Source organism: Streptomyces sp. NPDC059866 (assembly GCF_042731325.1).
Classification (GTDB): Bacteria; Actinomycetota; Actinomycetes; order Streptomycetales; family Streptomycetaceae; genus Streptomyces; species Streptomyces flavusporus.
The window spans coordinates 47,261-66,020 of the sequence record NZ_JBHWJT010000024.1 but is presented as its reverse complement, the minus strand read 5'-3'; the positions used below and the strand labels follow the sequence as shown (position 1 = coordinate 66,020).

General features: G+C 70.3%; 18 protein-coding genes and 1 other RNA gene. 4 read left to right on the top strand and 15 right to left on the bottom strand.

The window, feature by feature from the left end; translation table 11 throughout:
* Positions 1–83 precede the first annotated feature (83 nt).
* A complete protein-coding gene (locus tag ACFV7R_RS32340) occupies positions 84–1,013 on the bottom strand; it encodes a hypothetical protein (RefSeq protein WP_385269798.1) in 930 nt (309 codons plus the stop codon).
* 106 nt (positions 1,014–1,119) lie between these two features.
* Positions 1,120–1,707, bottom strand: a complete 588-nt coding sequence (locus ACFV7R_RS32335) for a hypothetical protein (RefSeq protein WP_385269796.1) — start codon at positions 1,705–1,707, stop codon at positions 1,120–1,122.
* Positions 1,708–2,070: 363 nt separating this feature from the next.
* Between ACFV7R_RS32335 and ACFV7R_RS32330 the strand changes: the two genes are divergently transcribed.
* Complete coding sequence (locus tag ACFV7R_RS32330; protein ID WP_385269794.1) at positions 2,071–2,322, top strand: hypothetical protein; 252 nt, start codon at positions 2,071–2,073, stop codon at positions 2,320–2,322.
* A gap of 120 nt (positions 2,323–2,442) precedes the next feature.
* Here ACFV7R_RS32330 and ACFV7R_RS32325 read toward each other — a convergent pair whose 3' ends face one another.
* The 4 genes from ACFV7R_RS32325 to ACFV7R_RS32310 all read right to left on the bottom strand — a co-directional run bounded on the left by ACFV7R_RS32325 (position 2,443) and on the right by ACFV7R_RS32310 (position 8,062).
* Positions 2,443–3,711 (bottom strand): acyltransferase, encoded by a 1,269-nt coding sequence (locus ACFV7R_RS32325; RefSeq protein WP_385269792.1) that lies wholly within the window; start codon positions 3,709–3,711, stop codon positions 2,443–2,445.
* Positions 3,708–5,909 carry a glycosyltransferase gene (locus tag ACFV7R_RS32320; RefSeq protein WP_385269790.1) on the bottom strand — a complete coding sequence of 734 codons (2,202 nt, stop codon included), beginning with the start codon at positions 5,907–5,909 and terminating at the stop codon, positions 3,708–3,710. The genes ACFV7R_RS32325 and ACFV7R_RS32320 overlap by 4 nt, the downstream gene beginning before the upstream one ends.
* 20 nt (positions 5,910–5,929) lie before the next feature.
* Complete coding sequence (locus ACFV7R_RS32315; protein WP_385269788.1) at positions 5,930–6,934, bottom strand: hypothetical protein; 1,005 nt, start codon at positions 6,932–6,934, stop codon at positions 5,930–5,932.
* A gap of 156 nt (positions 6,935–7,090) precedes the next feature.
* A complete protein-coding gene (locus ACFV7R_RS32310; protein ID WP_385269786.1) occupies positions 7,091–8,062 on the bottom strand; it encodes a LysR family transcriptional regulator in 972 nt (323 codons plus the stop codon).
* An 84-nt stretch (positions 8,063–8,146) separates the two neighbouring features.
* Between ACFV7R_RS32310 and ACFV7R_RS32305 the strand changes: the two genes are divergently transcribed.
* Positions 8,147–9,514, top strand: coding sequence for an MFS transporter (locus ACFV7R_RS32305; RefSeq protein WP_385269784.1), 1,368 nt, complete (start codon positions 8,147–8,149; stop codon positions 9,512–9,514).
* A 70-nt stretch (positions 9,515–9,584) separates the two neighbouring features.
* Entirely contained in the window at positions 9,585–10,595 is a 1,011-nt protein-coding gene (locus tag ACFV7R_RS32300; RefSeq protein WP_385269782.1) for a LacI family DNA-binding transcriptional regulator, read from the top strand.
* A 63-nt stretch (positions 10,596–10,658) separates the two neighbouring features.
* Here ACFV7R_RS32300 and ACFV7R_RS32295 read toward each other — a convergent pair whose 3' ends face one another.
* The 8 genes from ACFV7R_RS32295 to ftsE all read right to left on the bottom strand — a co-directional run bounded on the left by ACFV7R_RS32295 (position 10,659) and on the right by ftsE (position 17,384).
* Positions 10,659–11,642 carry an alpha/beta hydrolase family esterase gene (locus ACFV7R_RS32295; RefSeq protein ID WP_385269780.1) on the bottom strand — a complete coding sequence of 328 codons (984 nt, stop codon included), beginning with the start codon at positions 11,640–11,642 and terminating at the stop codon, positions 10,659–10,661.
* A gap of 77 nt (positions 11,643–11,719) precedes the next feature.
* On the bottom strand, positions 11,720–12,049 hold the full coding sequence (locus ACFV7R_RS32290) for a hypothetical protein (protein ID WP_385269778.1): 330 nt from the start codon (positions 12,047–12,049) through the stop codon (positions 11,720–11,722).
* Positions 12,050–12,160: 111 nt separating this feature from the next.
* Positions 12,161–13,237, bottom strand: a complete 1,077-nt coding sequence (locus tag ACFV7R_RS32285; protein WP_385269776.1) for a DUF4232 domain-containing protein — start codon at positions 13,235–13,237, stop codon at positions 12,161–12,163.
* Positions 13,238–13,410: 173 nt separating this feature from the next.
* Positions 13,411–13,779, bottom strand: a transfer-messenger RNA (tmRNA) gene (ssrA, locus tag ACFV7R_RS32280).
* Positions 13,780–13,870: 91 nt separating this feature from the next.
* Positions 13,871–14,416, bottom strand: coding sequence for an SsrA-binding protein SmpB (smpB, locus tag ACFV7R_RS32275; RefSeq protein ID WP_385269974.1), 546 nt, complete (start codon positions 14,414–14,416; stop codon positions 13,871–13,873).
* Positions 14,417–14,490: 74 nt separating this feature from the next.
* A complete protein-coding gene (locus ACFV7R_RS32270) occupies positions 14,491–15,654 on the bottom strand; it encodes a S41 family peptidase (RefSeq protein ID WP_385269774.1) in 1,164 nt (387 codons plus the stop codon).
* Positions 15,655–15,721: 67 nt separating this feature from the next.
* Entirely contained in the window at positions 15,722–16,639 is a 918-nt protein-coding gene (gene ftsX, locus ACFV7R_RS32265) for a permease-like cell division protein FtsX (RefSeq protein WP_129799788.1), read from the bottom strand.
* 55 nt (positions 16,640–16,694) lie between these two features.
* Positions 16,695–17,384, bottom strand: a complete 690-nt coding sequence (gene ftsE, locus ACFV7R_RS32260; protein WP_129799789.1) for a cell division ATP-binding protein FtsE — start codon at positions 17,382–17,384, stop codon at positions 16,695–16,697.
* A 311-nt stretch (positions 17,385–17,695) separates the two neighbouring features.
* Here ftsE and ACFV7R_RS32255 point away from each other — a divergent pair, with 311 nt between their 5' ends.
* Positions 17,696–17,887, top strand: a complete 192-nt coding sequence (locus ACFV7R_RS32255) for a hypothetical protein (RefSeq protein ID WP_129799790.1) — start codon at positions 17,696–17,698, stop codon at positions 17,885–17,887.
* 131 nt (positions 17,888–18,018) lie between these two features.
* Here ACFV7R_RS32255 and ACFV7R_RS32250 read toward each other — a convergent pair whose 3' ends face one another.
* Entirely contained in the window at positions 18,019–18,633 is a 615-nt protein-coding gene (locus ACFV7R_RS32250) for a hypothetical protein (protein WP_385269771.1), read from the bottom strand.
* Between the last annotated feature and the right edge of the window lie 127 nt (positions 18,634–18,760).

The following is an 18,760-nucleotide window of genomic DNA, read 5'->3' as shown; positions in this document are numbered from 1 at the left end:
ACCCTGGGTGGGAGCGGGATGAGAGGTTCTTCGGTGCGGGGTGGCCCGGGGGCGGCCCGGGGTGGTGCCGGGTTGGTGCCGGGTCAGTGCTGTGGGGGCTGCCAATGGGGGTTTTGCTGGGGCTGAGGGTGGTGGGCCTGGGGCTGGTGGGGCTGGGGTGACTGCTGTGGATACGGCTGAGGGTGGCCGTATGGCTGGGGCCCCGGCTGGGGCTGGGCCTGGGGGGCGGCGGGGTACGGCCCGGACGCGGGCGGAGGAGGGGCGTAGGGCCCCGGCGTCCCGGACGCAGGCGGAGGGACGTACGGCCCCGGCGCCTGCTGCTGCCCGTAACCACCGGGCGCACCCGGCTGACCACCGTACGGCCCCGCGGCCGGCCCCCCGTACGGCCCACTCGCGAACGGATTCCCGTGCCCCGGAAGCTGCGCCCCCGGCGGCAGATACCGCAGCCGCCCGCTCTCGTCGGTGACCGGCGCGAACCCGGCGGCCTGGAGAAGGGCCGCGAACTTGGCGTTGCGCTTCCGGCCCCAGGTGAGCGCGAAGCCGAGCAGGCCCATGGTCACGGCCCACATGATCCCGCCGATGAGGAGGCCGGTGTCCCCGCCGATGTTCACGGTGACGACAAAGGACCCGACAGTGATGACGACCGCCGCGTACCCCAGCCGCTGCTTCTCGGAGTGCCGGCCGGTGAGGTCGAAGTTGATCCGCGCCTTGAGGAGCTCGAGGGCGTCCGGCACGAGGGGCGGCAGCGAGACGCCGTCGCCGGCGTTCGGATACTGCGCCCAGTTCTGCGCGGCCCGCGCACGGGCGTGCGGGCTGGGATCGGGCACGATCATCATCACGAGCGCGTTGTTGCGACCGCCGGTCTGCCGTGCGTCCGCGTACTCGTACCCGAACTGCTGGGCGATGAAGGCGAGCCGGGCGAGCTTCTTCACGGAGGCCATGGGACTGGTGAGCTGAACCGGCCCACCCCCGGCCATCAACTGCAGCATCTTCTGCACCTGCCGCTTGCTCACCCGCAACCAACTCCCCCGCCGGGTCACCGTCTTCACGTCCGCAACGCGGGGCAGTTTTTCACACGGGCGTCGGGGAGTCATCCGCTGCTGTACAGATCCCGCATCCTCACAAGCAGCGCGCGCACTGGGGAAATCCCAGTTCGTCGAGCAGCGTGCTGAAGAGGTCTTCGGCGAAGGCCTCTTGGGAACGAAGCAGCTCTTCGATCCTGGATTGCTGCGCTGTGGCAGGGATGTCGGCGGCTGCGGCCCATGCGAGGGCGCCGGCGGCGTCGGATGGGACTTCCAAGTCGAGTTCCGCGCGCTTGCGTCTGACGGCATCGTGAAACTCAGGTGTGTCCAGCCATTCGATCACATCGTCCACGTCCTCGGGTTCGTCGACGAGCAGCCGCGCGGCGTTGTCCAAGTTGAGCCACGCCTGCCAGCGCTGTCCGGTGGCATCCAGGCCGGTCACCAGGGCGATGTCGCTGTCGGAGATGTCGGCGACGCAGGCAGGCGCCTTGCTCCAATCGACCAAGACAGGCAGGTATTCGTCGTGCCATATCCCTTGATCGAGCTGGAGCGTCTGCCAGCCGTCAGGCCGCGGCTCCCATACGTGCACGGCGTCCTCCAGCTCTTCATCGAGGCTGTCGAACACGAGGGCCTCCAGCAACGGACGGTTGCTGCGCGCAAAGACCAGGTGGCCCGAGAATCCCACGGGAGTTCCTCCTTGAGACGTTGCGCGCACCCTACGGGCTGTCACTGACATCGCAGTCTGGTCGGCTTCTGCTTGGCTGTGGACCGGCTCATCTGCTGAGTCGGCGATAGCCAATCCGTCGGAACAGATGACCCGCGCGCAGATGCAAGAACTTGCCACCCGCTACAACGGCGGCTCCTACTACGAGGATCCGAATGCCCAAGCGTACGGCCGGGGCTTCGACCGGAATCTCGACGACGCGAAGGAGGCCCTCAAGTGAGCGGTCCGATTCCGCCCTCAACGACCTAGACGTCACTGGGCGGAGCACCAGCAGCTCAGTCCCGATTCGGGGTCGGATCCGTCGTATGCGGCTTCCTTTTGACGTTGGGACATGCGATTACGGGATACGTCGTCTTCCTCGCGTACATGGCGGAGCCCGCCGGGCCCTGGGGCAGCGAGAGCGTCGCGCACTCGCAGTTCGCCTCGGGCCTTGCTTTGGCTCTGGCGGCGGTTACCGCGGGTCTGACGTGGGTGTTCGTGAAAGCGGAGTGGCTGCGCAGGTGGTGGTACGTCATCCCCACGGTGCTCGCCGTCGCCGCGGTGCTGCGGCTTACCCTGCTCGCTCCCGAGCTCTGATCACCGCCAGCCGACGGAGGACGGGGTCTGCTGTCCGACCGTCGTCCGGTGAGGCGCCCGTCGGCCGGCTGCGATGGTGCGCCCGGCACCGACGCGTCCTCCGGCGGCACGAGCGTTCGGTCACTGACGGCGAATCCCGCGCCGACCCCCACGCCTCCCACCATCCGGCCACAACCGCGGCCTCCGCCGCGCCCCGATGTCCTCGATCCAGCCGACCGTCAGGATCGCGAGACCGATCAGGGGCCAGACCAGGCAGAACATCCACAGCATGTACGTCGCGTCCATCGCCGCCACCGCGCTGTCGCCCTGCATGAACGGAAGCTCGTAGACGAGGTCGATGATCGGGATCGTGGCCATGATCAGCATGTTGTGCCAGAGGTAGATCGTGACCGCGCGGTTGTTGGACAACGTCACGACGCGGTCCCACTTCGCCAGCCGGCCCGGCAGTTCCTGCCAGGACGGGGAGTACTGGAGCAGGATGACGACGAAGCCGAACGACCATGTCGCCTGGGCCAGTGGAATGTCGTTCAGATCCCAGCCGTCCGCGCCGAGGTGGCCCGACGCCCACCACAGGCCGAAGGCCATGAGGAGGGACGAGCAGGAGACCGCCACATACCGCGGGATCTGACGCAGCAGGCCCTCGTGGTGCGCGAAGCCCAGGACCCAGCAGCCGCCGTAGATCGCGAAGTCCGTGACCGCGTTGCCCGTTTCGCCGGGGATCTTCACCAGGCCGGTGCCGACGATCGCCGTCAGGCCCAGCGGGGCCAACAGCGTCGGCCAAGGGGCCCTGCGGTACGCCCACAGCAGGAGCGGGGAGGCGACCACGAACCACAGGTACGCCCGCAGGTACCACAGCGGGCCAGACGCCTGTACCGCCCAGGTGTCCTCCAGCAGGCCCGACTTGGAGCCGATGTGCCAGGGGAACGGCGGAGCGCCGATCGGGATGACGTAGTTGACCAGTTCCAGCAGGGCCCAGGTGGGGCTCTCCTCGGTGTTCTTCGTCGGGTTCCAGCCACCCGCGAACAGCAGTGTCAGCACCACCGCGCTGAACGCCCACAGCGGTGGCAGCAACCGCCTGATCCTGCCCCGGATGACACCCCAGGCAGGGCGCTTCAGCGACCTCGCCATCAGCGAACCCGCCAGCGCGAACATCACGCCCATCGACGGGAACAGCACGGTCAGCCACGCCCAGCCGAACAGGTGGTAGACGACCACGCGGACCAGAGCTATCGAGCGCAGGAGGTCCAGGTAGCGGTCCCGGCCGGCGGGCGGCTTCGCCGGCGGGGCCGCCGCCGTGTCCGGGGCGGTGTCGGGCGTCCGTTGCAGCGGGATGCCGTACGACGACGGTGTCGTCCCGGTGACCGGGCCCTCTGTGTATCTGTTGCTCATCCCACCGGCCTCCGGTCGTCCGTCTCCGCGCCCCGCTGGCTCGGCACCGCCCCGAGAGGGGCGCCCACGACGCCCGTCCGCCGCAGCTTCTGCCACCGCAGCCGGCCACCCGTCAGGGCGGTGATCCAGGACTGGAGGAGGACCACGTACATGAGCTGGCGGTAGAGGATCTGCTGGAGCGGGAGCGAGATGAGGTGGGTCATGCGTTCGCGGTCCAGGCGGAAGGCGTACGCCGCGCAGAACAGTTGGATCGCCAGGACGCCCAGCCAGGCCATGATCGTCTTGCCGGTGGGGCCGAAGATGATGCCGTACAACAAGAACACGTCGATCAGCGGGGCCAGGAGGGGGGCCAGGACCATGAACAGGGACACCAGCGGCAGGCCCACGCGGCCGAAGCGGCCCGACGGGCCCCGGTCCAGAAGGGCGCGGCGGTGCTTCCAGATGGCCTGCATCGTGCCGTACGACCAGCGGTAGCGCTGGGACCACAGCTGCTGGACCGTTTCCGGGGCCTCGGTCCAGGCGCGGGCGTTCTCCGCGTAGACGACTCCCCAGCCGTCGCGGTGCAACGCCATGGTGATGTCGGTGTCCTCGGCGAGGGTGTCGTCGCTCATGCCGCCGACTCGTTCCAACGCCGATCGGCGGAACGCTCCCACCGCGCCCGGGATCGTCGGCATGCAGCGCAGGACGTCGTACATGCGGCGGTCGAGGTTGAAGCCCATCACGTACTCGATGTGCTGCCATGCGCCGATGAGCGAGTCGCGGTTGCCGACCTTCGCGTTGCCCGCGACGGCGCCGACCTGCGGGTCGCCGAAGGGCTGGACGAGTTCGCGGACGGTGGAGGGTTCAAAGACGGTGTCGCCGTCCATCATGACGATGATGTCGTAACGGGCGTTCGCAAGGCCCCGGTTGAGCGCGGCCGGCTTGCCCGCGTTGAGCTGACGGACGACCCGGACGTTGGGCAGCCCCATTGCCTCGACGATGCGGGCCGTGCCGTCGGAGGAACCGTCGTCGACGACGATCACCTCGATCGGGTGCTCGCTCGCCATCAGGGAACGGACGGTGTTCTCGATGCACTTGGCCTCGTTGTACGCCGGGACCAGCACCGACACCGGTTCGGTGACCGGCGGTCCCCAGCGGAAGCCGGGGCGCCGGACGCGGCGGGCGTGCCAGCCGGAGAGGACGAGCATCAGGACGAAGCGGCCGATGACGAGGGAGCCGACCACCGCCAAGCCGGCCACCAGCACGTCGGTGATGTTCTCCGAGGCCTGGACGAGGACGATCCATGCCTTGCCCTTCCACAGCTCCAGGCCGCTGACCTGCGTGTGCGCGCTGGGCGCGTCGAGGGCTTCGGTGAGGTTGTCGAACTCGTAGCCCCGGTCCTTCATGTCGGGCAGGAACCGGTCCAGCGCCGCCACCGTCTGGCTGCGGTCGCCGCCGGAGTCGTGCATCAGGACGATCGCGCCCTTGCCGTCGGCCGGGGTGGAGCGGCGGATGATCTCGTCGGCGCCGGGCCTGCGCCAGTCCTCGCTGTCGGTGTTGTTGACGACGGTGATGTAGCCGCGCCTGCCGATGTACTCGGTCACCGGCCAGGACTTGTTGTCCATCGCGGCGGAGAACGAGGAGTACGGCGGGCGGAAGAGCGAGGTGCGGATGCCGGCGGCGCCGGATATCGCGAGCTGGTTCTGGGACAGCTCCCAGTCGATGCGCTGCTTCGACTGGTAGGAGAGGTCGGGGTGGTTGAAGGTGTGCAGGCCGACCTCGTGGCCCTCCTCCACCATGCGCTTGACCAGGTCGGGATAGCGAGAGGCCATGGTGCCGGTGACGAAGAAGACGGCGTGCGCGTCGTGCTTCTTCAGCACGTCCAGGACCTTCGGCGTCCAGACCGGGTCCGGGCCGTCGTCGAAGGTGAGGACGAGGCGGTGGTCGGGCACGCTCAGGCTCGTGGTGCGGCCGCTGCGCGTGTCGATGACCGGGCCGCCGTTCAGGATCCGCTCCGGTACGCGGTCGGTGGCGGCCGGCGGGCGGACGCGGTGGTCGGCCAGGATCTCGCTGTGCACGTAGCCGCGCAGCATCAGCATCGCCATCAGGGCGACGAGGACGAGCACGGGCAGCAGATAGCGCAGGGGCAGGCGGCGGCGTCGGGAGCCGTCGCGGGCTCCGGTCCGGCCGGCCCCTTGACGGCTTGGGCGGGATGCCATCAGAGGTGGTACTCCAGGGACTACAGGGACGGGGTGGTGAGCGCGGCGGCAGCCTGGTCCTGGGCGGCGGGGACCGGCTGGGGCGGGCCGTCCGCCACCGTGCCGGTGCCGGCGCTCGTGCCCCCGCTGTCACCGCCCGCCGACGGGGAGGGGTCGGCCGAGGTGCCGCCGGTGGGGCTCGGGGCGGGCGAGTTGGTGACCGGCGACGACGGAACGGGCGGGGCCGGGTCGCTGGTGCCGGGGTCGGGGGCCGTCCGCGTCGCGGTGGGCGTGGGGTCGGCGGACGTGCCCGACGCGTCGGGGGTGGTGGCGGTGCCGGGGGCGGTGGCGTCGGCGTCGCCCGGCACCGGCGTGGTGTCGGGGCCGGCCGTCGGCGTGCTGCCCGGGGTTTCGACGCCGGTGGCGGTGGGCTGGGCCGACTGTGCGGGCAGCGGGGGGCTGTCGACCTTGCCGGCCGGTTTGCCGTTCTGGTCCGGGACGGGCAGCCAGGGAGCGTTGGAGCTGCCGGACAGGAGGGTCACGACCATGACGACGGCGTAGATCGCGCAGGCCAGGCCCACGGCCATGCCTATCCGGCGGAACGTACGGCTTCTGCGGCCCGACTCGTCCACGAACACGGGCCCGTCGGAGGCGTCCTGCGCCCCGCCCGGCCGCGCGGGTCCCGGCTGCCCGGGGACCAGCTGACCCAGGTGCAGGCCTACGGCGTCGAGCTGGACGGTGACCTCGTGGGGGTCGTGGGTGGGCGCGCCGGATATCTCGGGGGACGTCTCGGCCTGCCTGCCCGCCGCACCGCCGGCGCGTCCGCTCTCCTCGGGTTCCGCCCAGGGATCGCGCAGGGCGATCGCCCTGGTCTCCGGATCGCGGTCGTCGTCCTGTACGGCCGACGTACTCGCGGTCTCCGGGAAGGCCTGGGTCTCCCCGGCCCGGCCCCGACCCCGGCCCGGCAGCCCCCGCACTTCCCCCGTCGGGGACGCAGGTTCGGGCCACTCTGCTTCAGGTCGGGCGTCTTCTCGCCACTTGCTCACGCGCGCACTTCCCCCCACGGGACAGTTCCGGGTGCGCAGACGACACCGAGCACCCGTCGACCGAACCAAGCCCCCATGAGGTTCGAGCGCCCCGTTTACCACACCGTGCTCGGGCCATGAATGTAGCGCACGCGGAGGTTGTGTGTGTGCGGGGTGTCATTTCTGGACATTCGGCGAGCGCTTGTCGATGGCGGGGATCCAGCCCCCGACCGGCAGCCGCAGCCACCCCTCCTCGGCCGCCAGCCCGGCCGCCGCCCGACGCAGCGCGTCGAACGCCGGATGCACCAGCCCCTTCCGCCACACCAACGACACCGGTGACAGCGGAACGGGGTCGACGAGCGGCCGCCGTACCGTCCGGGGCATGTCCGGGAAGTCCACCACGGCGAGCACCGGGCAGCGGGTCTTGGCCATGATCCGCTCGAACTCCTCGTCACCGACGGCCAGGGGAAGCGGTGGCGCGATCTCGATCCCCCGCCCCTCGAACAGTCGGCGCGCCAGGTCGGTCCACTCCGGCGTCCGCGGGTTCCCCGCCCCCGCGTACACGGTCTCGCCCGCCAGCTCGGCGAGCGGCACCGCCTCCAGGGAGACCAGCCGGTGGTCCTCGGCCAGCACGATCGCCATCGGCTCGTACCGGACGAGCTGGTGCTCCAGCCGGGCCTGCAGCGCCGGTTCCAGCCCCGCGAAGCGCCCGAACGACGCGTCGAGCCGCCCGGCGAGCAGCTCCCCCGCCGCGCCGGTCAGCCCGCTCTCGTAGCGGGCCATCAGCTCGTGTTCCGGGGCGAGTTCACGGGCCCGGTGCAGCACCTGGCGCGGGGTGCCGAGCCCCGGGGAGTTCAGGTCGACCAGCAGGGGGCGGGCCTGTCCGAAGGCGGCGAGGAGCTCCTCCTGCGCCGTCAGCACCCGGCGTGCGTACGGCAGCAGCCGCTCGCCGTCCGCCGTCAGCGTCACCTGCCGGGTGGTCCGTACGAACAGCTCGGCGCCCACCTCCCGCTCCAGCCGCCGTACGTCCCTGCTGAGCGCCTGCTGGGCGACGTAGAGACGGGCCGCGGCGCGGGTGAAGTGCAGTTCCTCGGCGACGGTGACGAAGGCGCGCAGGAGGCGGGGGTCGAGGTGGGGCGGGGCGGGCATCCGGCGAACTTACAACACGGGTGCGTGAATCGGTACGGAGTAAGTGTTGGACCCGGTGATCGTTCACGGGCGACGGTTGTCCCCATGCCGGACAGCAGCCCTCAGCCCCTCCGCACCGTCACCCCTCAGCCCCTCCACACCGTCACCGCGGACTCCCTCGTCACCGTCGACTTCTCCCCCCGCTCCGGCGGCCGCCGGCCCGGCCCGTACCGCCGCCTGTTCATGATCCCCGGCACCCGGGCCTTCACGGCCGGGAACCTGATCGCCCGGCTTCCCATGGGCATGTTCAGCGTGAGCGCGGTCGTGATGATCGCCGGCACGCGGGGCTCGTACGCCCTCGCCGGCGCCGTCACCGCGACCGGCCTCGCGGCGACCGCGGTGGTCGCTCCGTGGGTCGCCCGGCTCGTCGACCGCCACGGCCAGGCCCGGATCGCCGTACCGGCCACGCTGCTGGCGGTCCTCGGCAGCCTGGCCCTGCTGCTCTGTGTGCACTACGACGCCCCCGACTGGACCCTCTTCGCCGCCTACGCCGCCACCGCGACGACCCCCAACATCGGCGGCATGTCCCGCGCCCGCTGGGCCCATCTGCTGCGCGGCGACGCCGAGGCCCTGCACACCGCGAACTCCTTCGAGCAGGCCGCGGACGAGCTGTGTTTCATGCTGGGCCCGGTGCTCGCGGCCCTGCTGTGCGGGACGCTCTTCCCGGAGGCGGGCACGCTGGTCGGCGCGGTGCTGCTGCTCACCGGCATGCTGCTGTTCACCGCACAGCGTTCGACGCAGCCGCCCGTCGGACCCTTCCGGAAGACCCGGTCCCCGCTCCGCTCACCCGGCATCCCCCGGCTGCTCACCGCCTTCCTGGCCACCGGCGCGGTGTTCGGCTCGATGGAGGTGGTCACGATCGCCTTCGCCGACGCGCAGGGCAGCCGCACGGCGGCGGGTGTCCTGCTCGGCCTCCAGGCGGCGGCCTCGGGCGCGGCCGGGCTGCTGTTCGGCACGCTGCGGCCGACGGGCCCGGCGGAACGCCGGCTGCCGTGGTGCATGGCCGCGATGGCGTCCCTCATGGCCCTCCCCCTCCTGGCCGCGAACCTGGCGCCCTCCCTCGTCGCCCTGGCGGCCGCGCTGCTCCTCGCCGGCATGGCAACGGCTCCCACGATGGTCACCGCCATGACGCTTCTCCAGCACCGCACGCCCGCCGACCGCCTCAACGAGGGCATGACCCTCGCCGTGACCGCCCTCCTCGGCGGCATCGCCTGCGGCAGTGCCGTCGGCGGCTGGGCGGTGGAGCAGCTGTCGGTGACGGCCGGGTACGGCGTGCCCCTCGCAGCGGTGACCCTGGCGCTGGCGGTCTCGCTCGGTTCGTTCGGCGGCCCGAACCGTCTCACCGATTCCCGCGCAAGTTCCCGCGCAAGTTCCCGCGCAAGTTCCCGCGCAAGTTCCCGCGCAACCCATTGACGCCCTCACAGCTCCCCCATACCTTCCCCCGTCGAAGCGCTTCGACGTTTCTCTCCCTGGAGCTGGACTGATGGTCAAGATCACGGACGTGGCCCGGCACGCCGGGGTCTCCCCCAGCACCGTGTCCTACGCGCTCAGCGGCAAACGCCCGATCTCCGAGGAGACCCGGCAGCGCGTCGAGGCGTCCATCCGCGCCCTCGGCTACCGCCCGCACGCCGGCGCCCGCGCGCTGGCCACCAGCAGATCGAAGGTGCTGGCGCTGGTGGTGCCGTTACGGGCCGGGATCCATGTGCCGGTGGTGATGCAGTTCGCGGTGTCGGTGGTGACCACGGCACGCGGACACGACCACGACGTGCTGCTGCTGACGCAGGAGGAGGGCGAGGAGGGGCTGAGGCGGGTCGCGGACACCGCGCTGGTGGACGCGCTGATCGTGATGGACGTCCAACTCGCCGACCCCCGGCTGCCGTTGCTGCGCTCGCTGGACCGGCCGTCGGTACTGATCGGCTTCCCCGCCGAGCCGGCCGGGCTGACCTGCATCGACCTCGACTTCAAGGCGGCCGGCGAGCGTTGCGTGGAGCATCTGGCCGGGCTCGGGCACCGGGTGGTGGCGCTGGTGGGGTCGCCGCCGGAGGTGTACGTACGGCAGACGGCGTTCGCCCAGCGGGTGGTGCAGGGCTTCACGGCCGCCGCCGACCGGGGGCGGCTCGCCTCGTCCGTGCACCCGTGCGCGGCGTCACCCGCGGCGGCTCGCGCTGTCGCCGAGCAACTGTTGCGGGAGCAGCCCGCTTTGACGGGCGTCGTCGTCCACAACGAGGCGATCCTGGAGCCGCTGATCGACGCCTTCGAGGAGCTGGGGCTGCGGGTGCCGGGTGACCTGTCCGTCACCGCGATCTGCCCGGACGAGCTGGCCGAGTCGCTGCGGGTGCCGGTGACGTCGATCGCGCTGCCGTCCGGTGAGGTGGGGGCGCGGGCGGTGGAGTTGCTGGTGAAGAAGCTGGGCGGAAAGGCCGTACCGGAGGCGACGTTGCTGGCGCCGAGGATGACGGAGCGGGGGAGTACGGCGCGGCGGGCGGTTGCGTGAACAGTCGTTGATCTCGGTTTCTGCTCCTCGTGACAACCGCCCGCGACGACAGAACACTTCGGCTCAGCCCAGCCCCCAGGCCCGCCCCATCCGGAATGCTGCGCACAGGTTCACGTCGAGGACATACGCCCCGGCGCTCCCGCACTGCTCGCTCCCGCTCCCGGGGTCGACGGGCTGCCCGTGTCCCATCCCGGTGATGCTGTACGTCTCCACGACCGCACGCCCGCCCGCGTCCTTGAAGACCTGGTGGGGGTAGCCGGCGACGGTGTCGCTGACGTCGGCGGCCTGATCGGCCCCGTGCACATCGGTCCACTGCCGCATCAGGTCGGTCATGTTGACGGGCTTCACGGTGTAGTCGGCCGTGCCCTGGAAGGCGATCAGTGTGGGCCAGGGGCCGGTGTGCCCGGGCCGGGCGGCGCGCACGCGGTCACCCCACTGCTTCGGGGTCTGTGTGGCACCGACGTACATGCACACATACGGCGACCCGGCGGCCTGCGCACACCCGTACGGCAGCCCGGCGACGATCCCGCCCGAAGCGAACTTCTCCGGATACGCCGCCATCATCACGGCGGTCATCCCGCCCCCGGCGGACAGCCCGGTGACGTAGACGCGCGACGCGTCGCCGGAGGTGTCGGCGAGCTGCCGGTCGACCATCTGCGCGACGGACGCGGCCTCGCCCTGGCCGCGTGCGATGTCGCCGCTCTGGAACCAGTTGAAGCAGGACGAGGCGTTGTTGGCGGTCTGCTGCTGCGGCAGCACGACGGAGAAACCCCAGCGGTCGGCGAGTTGCATCCATCCGCTGCCGGTGCCGTACCCGGAGGCGTTCTGCGTGCACCCGTGCAGCGCGACGACCACGGGCCGGCCGGCGGGCAGCCCGTCGGGGACGTACCGGAACATGCGCAGGGCGCCGGGGTTGGAGCCGAACCCGGTCACCTCCTGGAGCGAGGCGGCCGTGGCTCTGCCCGGCGTGAGGAAGGCTGCGATCAGGGCGATGAGAAGGGTGGCCAGGACGGCGACGCGACGACTTGCGGCTCTGGTCTGTGTCATGCGGAGGGACCGTAGAAGCGTGAACGACCCGCCGATATGGAGTGGGACACCATAACGGACGCGTCCACCATGGTGGTTCACCGAGTGAGCGACCTGCCCGTACGGAACTGCCGCGCAAGCGTCTTCGGGTCCCGCGCGACCTGCCACAGGCCGGCCGCGAGCAGCAGCAGGCTGCTGACGGAACAGACCCGGAACACGAACTGGGCACCCGGCGCGGGACTGTCGGTGCTGCCGCCCTCGTGGAGGCAGTACGCCTGCGGGGGAAACGCCTTGGAGACGCCGACGCCCCCGTAGCGCATGACGAGCCCGTTCAGCGCGATCAGTACGACGCCGAACACCGCGACGACCCGGGCGGCGGCGGAAGGCATTCCGAGGACCGCGTCCAGAAGCCGGACCACCACGGCCACCGGGGCGTGGTGAGGACAAGGACCTTGACGCCGGGCGCGACACGCGGAAGGGCGAGCAGGTACAGCGCTCCCGCCCACGCGAGGAGGACCAAGAAACCGATCACCGAGGGCTCAGGGAGACGGGAAGGACGACGGGACGACGGACGGGTACGGCGGCATCGGCCGCGCGGTGTCGGTGTCGGTCCCTCGGTGCGTCTCGTCCGTCTTCCACGGCCCGACGCCGAGCTGCCCCGTCGTCCCGAGGTCCAGTTCCGGCTCGACCACCACAGGGTCGGCACCGGGCTTCGCCCGCACGCGGGCGTACGGCGCGTTGACGGGGTCGCCGACGCCGGCCTCCGTGGTGTTCCGCCACGCCAACGTCGACTGCGCGGCCTCACCCGGCCGCAGAACAACGGGTTGCGGGCTGCCGCTCCCACCGGTGGCGGTGCTGATCCGGTCGGTCCCCTCGAGGATCCGCACGCCGTCGACTTTGTCGTGGTCCTCGTCGAGGAGTTCGAGCTCCGGGTAGCCGTTGAGCCGGTAGGTCTCGGTGCCGCAGTTGACGAGATGCAGCCCGACGACACGCAGCCCCATGGCGGCGTCCCCCTTGTCCGCGTAGACGTGCACGCCGGACGCGGGGCACGGCCCCGAGGCGGACGGCGCCTCGTCGGCGGGAACGCTGCGTACCTTGATCACCTCCACGCCCGACACCTCGGGTGCGTCCCCGGCCGGCTCCGTCATGGCGACGGTCCCCTTGACGGTCTGCCCCGGCCCGACCGACTCGACGGTCTTCTCGACGTTGTCGACCGCGCCTCCGGAACTCGTCAGGAACCCGATGGTCACCGTATAAGTGGCCGCCTTCGTCCCTCGGTTGGTGACCTCGAACTCGGCGGAGAAGTCCGCCGCGCATCCGCTTTCCGCACCCCAGGCGTACAGGCCGGTGACCTTGACCCCGTCCTCGCCCGGACCATCGGAGGAGGGCAGGGGAAGCGGCGTCGGCGTACCGGAGGGGGTGACGGACGGCTCGGAGGACGGCGGCGGACTGCCGTACTGCGAGAAGTCGGCCGGGCACAGCGCGTCGGCTCGGACCCGAACGTCGCCGCCGGCACCGGTTGCGTCGTCGCCCTGCGAGGCGCTCTGGGAACCACACGCGGCAAGCAGCAGAGCACCGGCGAGGGCGGCGGGAACGGTGCGCGAGGCGGTAGGCATCCGCCCACCTCACCAGGGTCCGCACCCCCAGGCTGTGGCGGAACCCACACCTCCGGTCACAGCAGTGTCACAGGTCACTCTGGTTCAGGCGGTCAGCATGGCAAAGGCCCCGCTGCCCGGAGGCGGCGAGGCCTTTGCCCACATGGGGGAAGGAGGTTCGGAAACCTCCCGAATCGTGGAGATGGCGGGAATCGAACCCGCGTCCAACGGTGCAGAATCAGGGCTTCTCCGTGTGCAGTCCGCTGCGATTTTCTCGGCCCCGGCGATCACGCGAACAAGTCGCCGACGGGCCCAGTCACTGTTTGGTTTCCCTCTTCACCCCGTGACCGGGATCAAGGTTTAGTTCCCTAGCTGATGCCAGGATCCGGGTCGGGAACAGCCCCGGGCTGACACTTCGCAAGTCGCTACTTAGGCAGCGAGGGCGAAGGAATCGCGCTTGGTGTTGGCGATTATTTTTTGCGACATATGGTTTACGAGATCATTGCCGCTTCCTCGACACGCTTCCCCTGCTTCAACAGCCGCTGTCGAAACCGATCATCCCCATGTTGATTTTTCAATGCGCCCACCGGGCCGGCCGGTGTTGGTGCCATCGTACGTGACCAACGCACGACGATGCCACTGTATTCCCGCCCGTCAGGCGCTCCGCTGTCGCCGCTTTGCCGCCGCGATCGCCCGGTCCGACTCCCGCCGGTCCTGCTTCTCCCGCAGGGTCTGGCGCTTGTCGTACTCCTTCTTGCCTCGCGCCAGGGCGATCTCGGCCTTCGCGCGACCGTCCTTGAAGTACAGGGCGAGGGGCACGATCGTGTGACCCGTCTCCTGGGACTTGGCCTCCAGCTTGTCGATCTCCTCGCGGTGCAGGAGGAGCTTGCGCTTGCGGCGCGCGGAGTGGTTGGTCCAGCTGCCCTGGTGGTACTCGGGGATGTGGGCGTTGTGCAGCCACGCCTCGCCCCGGTCGATCTGGACGAAGCCGTCCGTCAGCGATGTCCGCCCCTCGCGCAGCGACTTGACCTCGGTGCCCATGAGGACGAGGCCGGCCTCATAGGTGTCGATGATGGCGTAGTCGTGCCGGGCCTTCTTGTTCTGGGCGACGATCTTGCGCTTGCCGCCCTTCTCGCCGTCCCTGGCCTTCGCGGCCGCCGCCCCGCCCTGCTTGGGCTGGGACTCCTTCGGTACGTACATTCCCTTGCTCATAGTGCCGTCCATTTTCGCACTACGGAGGGGGTCCGGGGGAAGCCGATTTACGGTGCGGGCGGCTACTGACCGAGACCTGTCAGGACCGTCTCCGCCCGCTGCAGCGCCTGCCGGTCGGCCTCCAGGTCAGGGGTGATGCCGTGGCCGTCGACGCTGCGGCCGGCGGGCGTGCGGTAGTGGCCGACGGTCAGCTCGGCGACGGAGCCGTCGGGCAGCCGGCTCGGCATCTGGACCGAGCCCTTGCCGAAGGTGCGGGAGCCCACGACGACCGCGCGGCCGCGGTCCTGCAGGGCGCCGGTGAGCAGCTCGGCCGCGCTCATCGTGCCGCCGTCGACGAGCGCGACCAGGGGTCTGGCGGTGTCGCCGCCGGGTTCGGCATGCAGGGCGCGCTGCTCGCCGTCGACGTCGTAGGTGGCGACCAGGCCGCCGTCGAGGAAGGCGGAGGCGGCGGTGACGGCCTCGGTGACCAGGCCGCCGGAGTTGCCGCGCAGGTCGAGGATGATCCCGGAGGCGGCCGGGGCCTGTCGTACGGCATTGCGGACGATGTCGCCGGAGCCCTTGGTGAAGGCGCCGATCCTGATGGCGGTGACGTCGTCGGACAGCTTCTGGGAGGTCACGGAGTCGGTGGAGAGGCGGGCCCGGTGCAGGGCCTGGGTCCACGCGCGCGTACCGCGCTCCAGACCGAGGCGGACGGACGTCCCGGCGGCCGCGTCGGTGGCGTCACCGCGCAGTAAGGAGACGACCTCGGTGACGGGACGCCCGTCGACCTTCGTGCCGTCGATGCTGTGCAGCCGGTCGCCCGCGCGGATGCCGGCAGCGGCCGCGGGTGAACCGGCGGCCACCTCGGTCACCTTGATCCGGCCGTCCCGCTCACGCCGCGCCGACAGTCCGACGCCGGTGTACTCGCCGTCGAGGGCCTCCTCGAACTCCTCGTACTCGCCCTGGGAGTAGACGGCGTCCCAGCGGTCCCCGCTACGGCTGACGGCGCGCTGCGCGGCCTCCATCGGGGACTTTCCCTCGGCCAGGGCCTCGGCGGCGGCCTCGGTGACCTCGTCGTGCCGGGCGGCGGAAGCGGCGGTACGGGTGGCGCCGGGGGTGGGCTTGCGGTCCGACGTCGGCAGCGAGCCCGTGGCCGCACCGGCGACGAGCACGCTCGCGAACACCAATGTCAGGGCGGCCCCACGGCGCAGGCGGCGGGGCTGACAGAACGGGTCGGGACCTGACATGCCGGTGAGTCTAGGACAACGCGAAGGGCCGCACGGCGGGTTGACCGTACGGCCCTCTTGGCATGCGTCACACCTTCAGGTACTTGCGCAACGCGAAGAAGGCGGCCAAGGCAGGCATCAGCAGACTTGTCGCGAGAATGAGTGGGAGCTTCGTCAGAACGGCGTCCCAGCCAATGAAGTTGATCAGATTCAGCTTCTCGGACAGTGCGAGCCCGTGATCGATGATGAAGTACCGCGCGATCACCAGGAACGCGCAGGCGACACCGCCGCCGATGAGTCCGGCGACCGCGGCCTCCATGATGAACGGCGCCTGGATGTAGAAGCCGGAGGCACCGACCAGGCGCATGATCCCGGTCTCACGCCGTCGACTGAACGCCGAGACGCGCACCGTGTTGACGATCAGCATCAGCGCGACGACCAGCATCAGCGCCATCACCGCGCGCGCGGCCCAGTTCATGCCGTTGAGCAGCCCGAACAGATTGTCCAGAATGCCCTTTTGGTCCTGCACGGACTGCACACCGTCCCGCCCGTTGAAGGCGGTCGCGATGACCTGGTACTTCTCCGGGTCCTTCAGCTTGATGCGGTACGACTCCTGCATCTGGTCCGGCGTGAGGGAGCTGGCCAGCGGGGAGTCACCGAACTGCTCCTTGTAGTGCTTGTACGCCCGGTCCTGCGACTCGTGCGTCACCGTGTCGACGACCGACATCTTCTTGAGGTCGGTGAGGATCTGCTCCTTCTGCTCCCCGGTGACCGCACCCTTGGCGCAGTTGGGGTCGGACTCGGCGTCGCTCTTGTTGCAGAGGAAGATCGAGACGTTGACCTTGTCGTACCAGTACCCCTTCATGGTGTTCACCTGGTCGCTCATCAGCAGCGAACCGCCGAACAGGGCCAGGGACAGGGCGACCGAGACGATGACCGCGAAGGTCATCGTCAGATTGCGGCGGAGACCGACACCGATCTCCGACAGAACGAACTGGGCGCGCATGGCGTCTGCTTCAAGCCTTTCCGTGGACGTCTGCGAGGGGTCTGCGGTTGCTGTCTCAGTGCTGGTAGCCGTAGACGCCGCGGGCCTGGTCGCGGACGAGGCGGCCCTTCTCCAGCTCGATGACGCGCTTGCGCATCTGGTCCACGATGTTCTGGTCGTGCGTCGCCATCACCACAGTGGTGCCCGTCCGGTTGATGCGGTCGAGCAGCTTCATGATGCCGACGGAGGTCTGCGGGTCGAGGTTGCCCGTGGGCTCGTCGGCGATCAGCAGCTTGGGCCGGTTGACGAAGGCCCGCGCGATGGCGACGCGCTGCTGTTCACCACCGGACAGCTCGCCCGGCATCCGGTCCTCCTTGCCGCCGAGCCCGACCAGTTCGAGCACCTGCGGCACTGACTTGCGGATCTCGCCGCGCGACTTGCCGATGACCTCCTGCGCGAACGCGACGTTCTCGCCGACCGTCTTGTTCGGCAGCAGCCGGAAGTCCTGGAACACCGTCCCCAACTGCCGCCGCATGTGCGGCACCTTCCAGTTGGACAGACGGGCGAGATCCTTGCCCAGGACGTGCACCTGTCCGTGACTGGCCCGCTCCTCGCGGAGGACCAGCCGCAGGAAGGTGGACTTTCCGGAGCCGGAGGACCCCACGAGGAACACGAACTCGCCCTTCTCCACTTCCAGGGAGACATCCCTGAGTGCGGGGCGGGTCTGCTTGGGGTAGACCTTGGAGACATTGTCGAATCGGATCACGGATGCACCACGGGTCGCCGGGGGTAGATGTGCGTGACCATACGCGACCCGGGGACGCAAGCGCAGGCACCGGTAGGGGTTGCGTAAGGCTTGTGCGCATTTGTCCCGACGGCGAGGTCACCTACGTGAAGGGGCGCGGGGCACTGCGCGAGAAACCACCGACGACCCGCAGCCGCGAAACATGACAAGCCACCCCTCTCGGAGCGACCCGACGCACCCTCCGGAGGAACCTGGCACAGTGGAGGGGGAACGTTCGCGTTCCCCCAAGCGTTGGAGAAGTGAACCGGTACGGCCGCTAGGAGGGCGAGCGCATGACGTACGACCGGCTGGTGTGCGCGAATTGTGCGTCGCCCGTCAGCGAGGGCCGCTGCCCCGTGTGCCGGGCCAACCGCGAGCGGCTGCAGCAGGAGAACCCGTTCGCCGCGCTGAACCCGATGACGCTGATCGCGCTGCTCGCGGTGCTGATCGCGGCGGTGGCGCTGCTGGCGCACCAGACCGCGTGATCCGGTAATCCGCGCGGCCGTCGGAGACAGCGGCCGTCAGAGACATACGAAGGGCCCGGAGCGTGCGCTCCGGGCCCTTCGCGGTACGCCGTGCGTACGTTCCGTACGACGCAGGCTACTGACGGCTACCTTCAGGCAGCCGCACCACCACGGCCGCCCACGAGACGCGGCAGCACGCGGAAGCCGACACCACCGGCGATCATCGTGGCGGCACCGATGACCAGGAACGTGGTCTGTGCGGCACCCGTCTCGGCGAGCTCCTCGCCGCCGCCCTGGGCCGAGGTGTCGGCCGAGGGCTCCGTACCGGTGTCGGTGAGGGCCGAGTCGCCCTCACCCTGGGCGGCGTCGCCGGAGCCGCCGTCGGGGTCGGCGTTGTTGCCGCCAGCACCGTTGCCGTTGCCGTTGCCATTGCCGTTGCCGTTGCCGTTCCCGTTGCCCGGGCCGTCGGTCGGCTCCTCGGTGGGCTCTTCCGTCGGCTCCTCGGTGGGCTCCTCCGTCGGCTCCTCGGTGGGCTCGGTGGGCTCATCCGTGGGGTCCGTCGGCAGGTCCGTCGGCAGGTCCGTCGGGACGTCCGTCGGCGGGTCCGTGGGAAGCTCGGTCGGAGTCGGGGACGGCGTGGCGCACCCGATACCCAGGAAGCCGCAGTCGTCCGCGGAAGCGGCACCCGCGGCGGTCAGCGAAGCGCCGGCGGCGATCACCGCACCAGCAGCGAGCCGCGCGATACGGATCCGCGTCTTGTTGGTCATGTGGTTGCTACCCCCAGTAGCTGATCGTCAGTGAGGCGGCGCTCGGGGCCGTGATCGACGGAGACAGCTGTGGTGAAGCCCCCCGGTTCACATGCGCCCCAGAGATACGCATGCCACGCTTCACCCT